The following is a 7,821-nucleotide window of genomic DNA, read 5'->3' as shown; positions in this document are numbered from 1 at the left end:
CCGGGCGGGGGGGGGGCCCCCCCCCGACCCGGGCAAACACCGCCCCCCCGTGGGGGCCCTGTCCCGGGGAACGCCGGGGAGCGGCGGACGTGACCCACACCCGGCAACGGCGAGGGGCCACCGTCTCCCTGCTGACGGCGACCCCTCGGCCCCTTCGCTCCCTGCGGCTCCGCGGGAGTCACATGTGGACGACCGGCGCCGCGTCGGCGTCCTGCTGCGGCACCCCCGCGCGGAACAGCACGAAGGCGATCACCGCGCCCGCCGCGAACAGACCGGCCGACCACCAGAACGCGGTCGTGTAGCTCTCGATGGTGGCCTGCGCCTGCACCAGCTTGCTGGTCGCGTCCCGGCCGGACAGGTAGTCCGTCGCCGCACTCGCCGCGAGCGTGTTGAGCAGCGCCGTACCGATCGAACCGCCCACCTGCTGCATGGCGTTGACCGTGGCCGAGGCGACGCCCGCCTCGTCGGCCGTCACTCCGCCCGTGCCCAGCTGCATGGCCGCGGGCATGACCAGGCCGAGGCCGAGGCCGGTGATGACCAGCTGCGGGAGCACCGCGCTGACGTAGCTGGAGCCGACGCCGATGCCGGTCAGCCAGGCCATGCCGGCCGCGGAGACCGCGAAGCCCAGCGGGATGACGACCTTCGGTCCGATCCGCGGCAGCAGGGCCTGGGTGCCGAGCTGCGCCGTCACCATCAGGCCGGCGATCATCGGCAGGAACGCCACGCCGGTCTTCGTCGGGCTGAAGCCGAGGTTCAGCTGCAGGTAGTAGGTGAGGAAGAGAAACACGCCGAACATGCCGCCGGCGGAGATCAGCACCGTGAGCAGCGAGGCCGCCCGGTTGCGGTCCATCAGGATGCCCAGCGGCAGCAGCGGGTGCGAGGCCTTGGTCTGCCACCAGGCGAAGGCCGCCAGGAGCACCACACCCGCGATCAGGAAGCCCCAGGTCAGCGGCGAGCCCCAGTCGTGCGTCTCGGCGTTGGAGAAGCCGTAGACCAGCGAGAACAGACCGGCCGCGACCAGAACCGTGCCCAGGACGTCCAGCTTGGAGTTCCCGGCGTCCCGGTGGTTGTGCAGCAGGGCCATGCCGCCCGCGAAGGCGACGACGGCGATCGCGACGTTCACGTACAGGGTCGAGCGCCAGTCGAACGTGTCGGTCAGGACACCGCCGAGCAGCAGGCCCACCGCGCCGCCGGCACCGGCGATGGCACCGTACACACTGAAGGCGCGGGCCCGCTCACGGGCGTCGGTGAAGGTGGTGTTGAGCAGCGAGAGCGCGGTCGGGGCGAGCAGCGCGCCGAAGGCGCCCTGCAGGGCGCGTGCGGTGACCAGCATCCCGAAGCCGTTCGCGGCGCCGCCCAGCGCCGACACGGCGGCGAAGCCGGCGACGCCTACGAGGAAGGCGGTCTTGCGGCCGAACAGGTCGGCGATCCGGCCGCCGAGCAGCAGCAGGGAGGCGAAGCTGAGTGCGTAGGCCGTGACGATCCACTGCCGGTTGCCGTCGGAGAATCCGAGGTCGGCCTGGGCGGATGGCAAGGCGATGTTCACGATCGTGGCGTCGAGCACCACCATCAGCTGGGCGATGGCGATGACCGCGAGGATCCACCACCGCTTCGCCGGGGCGGCCGGCGGTGCCTCCTCGGCACCGACGAGGCCGTCGTCGGTCAGGGTCTTCTCAGACATGCGGGAACCACTCCAGGGAAGTCGTTCGGGGACAGCCGGGAAGCCGCTTCGGGGACACGGCACCTGCAGCACCGCGAACGAAACGGTTTCGTACACATCGAGCCTAGACGACTTTCTGCGAAACGGCAACGTTTCGCTGGTGCGGTCGGGTGAGCGTCCCGGGCGAGGGGAAACCAGGAAACGGTGAATGCGCCCCCCCGGGGGGAGGGCGCGTCGGCTCTATGCCTGAGCGGTCACGCCAGCTGCCGCCGTACCAGCTCGTGCAGGCGCCCGCCGGTGTCGGCGAGCAGGTCGGCCGGCCGCCCCTGCTCGGCGACCTTGCCGTCCTCCATCACGATCACCCGGTCGGCGTCCATGACCGTCGACAACCGGTGGGCGATCACGATCCGGGTGGCGTTCAGCTTGCGGGTGCTCTCGATGACCGTGCGCTGGGTGTCGTTGTCGAGTGCGCTCGTCGCCTCGTCGAAGTACAGGATCCGCGGACGCCGGATCAGCGCCTGGGCGATCATCAGCCGCTGCCGCTGGCCGCCCGAGATCGCGCCGCTCCCGGCGACGATCGTGTGCAGCCCCATCGGCATCCGCCTGATGTCCTCGGCGAGCCCCGCCAGCTCGGCCGCGGCCATCGCCTCCTCGGGGGTGTAGGGCTCGGTGCCGCAGATGACGTCCAGGATCGAGCCGGTGAACGGCTGCGCGTGCTGGAGCACCACCCCGCACTGGCGGCGGACCGCGGACTGGTCGAGCGCGCCCAGGTCCTGGCCGTCGTACAGCACACTCCCCGAGACCGGCCTGTCGAAGCCGATCAGCAGCCGCAGCAGCGTCGACTTGCCGCAGCCGCTGGGGCCGACGATCGCCACGAACTCGCCCGGACGGACGGCGAACGAGACGTCGTCCAGGACCAGCGGACCGTCGTCCGCGTACCGGAAGGAGAGGCGCCGGGCCTCGACCGCGCCGGACAGCGGGCCGGGGCGGGTGCTGGCGGTGCGGACCTCCGGGGCGGCCTGGAGGACCGGCTTGATCTCCTCGAAGAGCGGCAGTGCGGCCACCGCCGACACGAAGGAGCCGGTCAGCTGGGTGACCGAGGTGAGCAGCATCGTCACCGACGTGTTGAAGGTGAGGAAGGCCGCCGCGTCCATGGCGCCTTTCGCCGGGCCTGCCAGCAGCATGAACATCAGCAGGGTGCAGACCGGGAGATAGACCGAGCCCAGCACCGAGGTGAGGTTCTTGATCCGGCCCACCTTCTGCTGCAGCTCCCGGCTGCGCGCGAACTCGGTCGCCCAGGCGGCGTAGGCGTAGTTCTCGGCCGCCGCCACCCGCAGCTTCGGCAGGCCCCGCAGGGTCTGGAACGCCTGGTTGTTCAGCCGGTTGCCGAGCACCACGAGGCGGCGCTGCCAGCGCACCTGCCACAGCCCGAGCCCCAGGAACAGGGCGGCGATGACGACGAGCATGGCGAGGGCCGCCAGCGCCATCGGCACGCTGTACCAGAACAGCAGGCCCAGGTTCATCGCGCCGACGGTCACCGACTGGGCGACCACCGGCCCGACCCCCGCCAGCACCCGGCGCATCGCGCTGACGCCCATCGCCGCGCCGGCCAGCTCGCCGGTGGAGCGCTGTGTGAAGAACCTGGTCGGCAGCCGCAGCAGCCGGTCCCAGACGGCCGGTTGCAGGGTCGCCTCGATCCGGCCCTCCAGCCGCAGGATCGTCAGGTTCTCCAGCAGCGTGAAGGCGGCCGACACCACCGCGCTGATCATCACCGCCAGGCAGACCTGCGCGATCAGGCCCGTCTGGGCCTTCGGCACGTAGTCGCCCAGCACCTTGCCGGTCGCGATCGGCACCAGCGCCCCGATGGCCACGGTCACCAGCCCCGCCAGGAGCAGACTGCCGAGGTCGCCGCCCGAGCCGCGCAGGCTGAAGCGGAGCAGGCCGAGCGGGCTGAGCGCGTTGTCGGGCAGCGGCCGGTAGAACATCACCGCGCGCGGCTCGAACTCCGCCGCGTTCGCCTTCTCGACGGGGGTCTCGCGGCCGGTCGCCGGATGGACGGCCACATAGCCGCCGCGCCGCCACAGCAGGGCGACCGGCGCTCCGGACAGGGCCCGGTGCCCGACCAGCGGGCCGACGTTCTCCCGCCACCAGCGGCCGTCCAGGCGTACCGCCCGGGTACGGATCCGGGAGGCGAGGGCCACCCGCTCGACCGGGTCGAGGCGGTCGCTCCCGGCGCCCGACTGGGCAGGCTCCGCGAGGGTGATGCCCGCCGCCTCGGCGACCAGTCTGCAGGCGGCGTAGGAGGCGTCGGCGTCGGCGGCCGTGGTGCGCCTGGTCCCCTTGCCGAGGGCGGCGAGGAGCGTGCGGTCGGCCTGCGCGCGGACCGCCTCGCCGGCCTTGACACCGGCCGCCGCACGCGTCTCGTGGGTGCGTTCCAGCTGCTCGATCCACCGGTCCAGCGTGGTCAGCAGCCGGTACTGCTGGTCCACCACGCTCTGCCACAGCGCGGGGTCCATCAGCAGGTCGGCGGCCGCCTCCGCGCCGTACAGCGAGCCGTACTGCACGCTGCCCGGCGGCACCTGCATCCAGAAGACGTCGTCGTCGGCGGGGGCCGCGGCCCGCTCCCCGGCGGTCATCGGGGCCTGGAAGAGGACGGACAGGCCGCGGCCGACGCCGAGGGCGAGGGCGTACTCCAGGGGGCTGCTGGCCGGCGGGACGTACTGGGGGTTGCCGTACTCGTCGTAGGACCAGGTCTGGGTGCCGGCGGGCTGGTACAGCTCGCGCAGGCCGACCCGGTGGACCACGCAGTCGCGCAGCGGGCGGGCCACCAGGACGTGCTGCGGTCCCGCGACCGGGCCGAGCAGGAGGGCGCCCGCCTCCAGGCGGCCCAGGTGGTGCCAGTGGCCCTCCTGCGCGGCGTCCACCGCGAACAGGTCCAGCGCGCCGGCCGCCACCAGCCACAGCACCTGGGGGCCTTCGAGGTCGAGGCGGGTGAAGCCGGCGCAGTCGATCCGGGTGCCCAGTGAGCCGAACGCGCCGAGTACGAGGTCGCCTTGGTCCACGGTCGTCATCTCATCGCTCCCTGACCAGCGCGGCGTACGCCCCGCCGCGGGCCACCAGTTCGTCGTGCCGTCCGCGCTCCACGATCGTGCCGTGCTGGAGCACGACGATCTCGTCGCTGTCGCGCACCGTGCTCAGCCGGTGTGCGATGACGACGCAGGCGCAGCCGCGGCGGCGCAGGTTGTCCATGACGACCAGCTCGGTCTCGGCGTCCAGGGCGCTGGTCACCTCGTCGAGGACGAGGATGCTCGGCCGGCGGACCAGCGCCCGCGCGATCTCCAGGCGCTGGCGCTGGCCGCCGGAGAAGTTGCGGCCGTCCTGCTCGACCCTGCTGTGGATGCCGCCGGGCCGGCGCGTCACCACGTCGTACAGGGCCGCGTCCCGCAGCGCCTCCACCACGGCCTCGTCCGGGATCGACGGGTCCCACAGCGCCACGTTGTCGCGCACCGAGCCCTCGAAGAGGAAGACGTCCTGGTCGACGAAGGAGACGGAGGCGGCCAGCGCGCCGCGCGGGATGTCCTCCAGGCGCTGTCCGTCGATGCGGATCACGCCCTCCCACGGCGAGTAGAGACCCGAGATCAGCCGGGAGACCGTGGACTTGCCGCTGCCCGAACCGCCCACCAGGGCGACCTGGCGGCCGGGGCCGACGGTCAGGTCGAAGCCGGTGAGCAGCGGCTTGTCCAGCGGGCTGTAGCCGAAGGTGATGTTCTCCAGTTCGACATGGCCCTGCAGCCGCCGGGTGGAGCCGTCGGCTCCGGGACGGGCGTAGACCGGGTCCGCCTGGAAGTTCTCCACGTCCTTGAGGCGGGCCACGTCCGCCGCGAAGTCCTGGATGCGGCCCGCGACACCGTTGAGCCGGGTCAGCGGCGCGGTGAACCGGGTGACCAGGGACTGGAAGGCGACCAGGAGACCGACCGAGATGCCGCCCTCGACCGCCCGCATGCCGCCGATCCACAGGATCAGCGCGCTGTTGAGGGTCGCGAGCGTCGGCGCCACCACCCCCAGCCAGGCGCTCGGCACCCCCAGCCGCTGCTGCTCCTCCAGGGTGGCCGCGTGCTGCCCGGCCCACCGGCGGAAGTAACCGTCCTCGCCGCCGGTCGCCTTCATCGTCTCGATCAGCTGCAGGCCGGTGTACGAGGTGTTGGTGAGCCGGGCGGTGTCCGCGCGCAGCTTCGCGGTCCGGGTCGCGCGCAGCCGGACGACCAGCCGCATGGCCACGATGTTCAGCAGGGCCACACCGATGCCGAGGAAGGTGAGCTGCGCGTCGTAGGTGTAGAGGAGCACCGCGTACAGGACGACGACCACCGCGTCCACGCCGGCCGCCGCCAGGTCGCGGGCCAGCGTCTCGGCGACCTGGTCGTTGGACTGCAGGCGCTGCACCAGATCGGCCGGGCTGCGCTGGGCGAAGAACGTCACCGGCAGCCGCAGCAGGTGGCGCAGGAAGCGGGCGCTGGACAGGGTCGAGGAGACGATCCGGCCGTGCAGCAGGTTCGCCTGCTGCAGCCAGGTCAGCACCAGGGTGAGCAGGACGCAGGTGCCCAGCGCGGCGAACAGCACACCGAGCAGCGAGGTCTGGCCGCCGATCAGGAACAGGTCGATGTACTGGCGGCTGAGCGCGGGCACCGCCGCGCCCACGACCACCAGCAGCAGGCTGGCCAGCACGGCGGCCGGCAGGGTGCCGGCGGTGCCGCGCAGCCGGGCGGGCATCGCGCCCAGGACGCCCGGCCGCCGGCCGCCCCGCTCGAAGTCGTCGCCCGGCTCCAGGACCAGCACGACACCGGTGAAGCCGCCGTCGAACTCCTCCATGGGCACGAACCGGCGTCCCTTGGCGGGGTCGTTGAGGTAGACGCCCCGGCGGCCGAAGCGGCGGCCCATGCCGTCGTAGACGACGTAGTGGTTGAACTCCCAGAACAGGATCGCCGGACCCTGCACGTCGGCGAGGGCGGCCAGGTCCATCTGCATGCCCTTGGCGGTGAGGCCGTAACTACGGGCCGCCTTCAGCAGGTTGCTGGCCCGCGAGCCGTCGCGGGAGACGCCGCAGGCGATGCGCAGCTCCTCCAGCGGGACATGGCGGCCGTAGTGGCCGAGGACCATGGAGAGGGAGGCGGCGCCGCACTCGACGGCCTCCATCTGGAGCACGGTGGGCGTGCGGACCGTCCTTCCGCGCCCCTTGGGGACCGGGCGCTTGGGCGGGGCGGCGCGCCGGCGTCCGCGGGTGTCCTGGGCGGTGGTCACGGGAGCAGCCAATCGACGGGACGCTGGTCGGCCAGCCGGATCGAACCCGAGGCCAGGGTCATGGAGTCGAGCCGGAACGGCGGCCCGTCGGCCGAGGACCACCGGTAGCCGCTCTTCGTCGACCTCGACGGGTCCAGCCGGACCAGGACGGCCACCGGGCGGCCCTTCCTCGTGAACTGCTCGCCGAGCTGGCTGTCGCCGAGGAAAGCCGAGATCGACTGGGCCGACTGGGCGCTGCGGTCCACCGACTTCACATGGCCGCGCAGCACGCCGTACTCCTGCGTCGACACCGACGACACCGTCAGGTCGACCGGGGCGTCGGCCGGGATGGCGGAGGCGTTCTCGGCGGGGACGTAGACCGTCGCGTACAGCGGGTCCGAGGCGTGGGCGACCTTCTCCACGGCGGCGACGTCCGCACCGGTCTGGATGATCTGCCCGATGGTCGCGGCGAGCGCGCTGATCCGGCCCGCGGCGACCGTGCGCACGACCGAGTCGCCCTGGCTCGTGCGCACCTTCAGGACGGGGGAGTTCGCCGGCAGCCGCTCACCCTGTTCGGCGAGGACCGCCGTGACCTGCCCGGCGACCGGGCTCTGCAGGATGTAACTGCCCTGCCCGTGGGTGAGGATCGCCTGCGCGCTCACCGTGGAGGCGACCGAACCGGTCACCGCCCACACCGAGGCGGCGGCCATCACGGCGACGGAGACCGACAGCGCGAGCCGGCCCTGGGGCCGGGCGAGCCGCACGGGGAGGTCGAGTTCCTCGGGTGACTGGAGCTTGGCGAGGGCCTGTTGGCGGAACTGCACGGAACTTCCCTCACCTGTGAAGGAGACGCGGGGTTTCGGGACGCCCGAGAGCCCCGGGGCCGG

General features: G+C 72.6%; 4 protein-coding genes. All 4 read right to left on the bottom strand.

The genetic code is table 11. The features are described from left to right. Positions 1–178 precede the first annotated feature (178 nt). On the bottom strand, positions 179–1,681 hold the full coding sequence (locus tag AB0M11_RS36725) for an MFS transporter (protein WP_365712521.1): 1,503 nt from the start codon (positions 1,679–1,681) through the stop codon (positions 179–181). A gap of 233 nt (positions 1,682–1,914) precedes the next feature. After that, positions 1,915–4,731 carry an NHLP bacteriocin export ABC transporter permease/ATPase subunit gene (locus AB0M11_RS36720; protein ID WP_365712520.1) on the bottom strand — a complete coding sequence of 939 codons (2,817 nt, stop codon included), beginning with the start codon at positions 4,729–4,731 and terminating at the stop codon, positions 1,915–1,917. A 1-nt stretch (position 4,732) separates the two neighbouring features. Beyond that, complete coding sequence (locus AB0M11_RS36715) at positions 4,733–6,955, bottom strand: NHLP family bacteriocin export ABC transporter peptidase/permease/ATPase subunit (protein WP_365712519.1); 2,223 nt, start codon at positions 6,953–6,955, stop codon at positions 4,733–4,735. Further along, the gene (locus tag AB0M11_RS36710; RefSeq protein WP_365712518.1) at positions 6,952–7,758 is read right to left on the bottom strand and encodes an HlyD family efflux transporter periplasmic adaptor subunit; all 807 of its coding nucleotides are present in this window, start codon (positions 7,756–7,758) and stop codon (positions 6,952–6,954) included. The genes AB0M11_RS36715 and AB0M11_RS36710 overlap by 4 nt, the downstream gene beginning before the upstream one ends. Between the last annotated feature and the right edge of the window lie 63 nt (positions 7,759–7,821).

Origin of the sequence: Streptomyces sp. NPDC051987, from assembly GCF_040680735.1 — a bacterium.
Lineage (GTDB): Bacteria > Actinomycetota > Actinomycetes > Streptomycetales > Streptomycetaceae > Streptomyces.
This window is presented reverse-complemented; position numbering and strand designations above follow the sequence as displayed.

Coding starts and splice junctions, on each gene's coding strand:
- AB0M11_RS36725 (WP_365712521.1), bottom strand. CDS start 1,681: ATGTCTGAGAAGACCCTGACCGACGACGGCCTCGTCGGTGCCGAGGAG.
- AB0M11_RS36720 (WP_365712520.1), bottom strand. CDS start 4,731: ATGACGACCGTGGACCAAGGCGACCTCGTACTCGGCGCGTTCGGCTCA.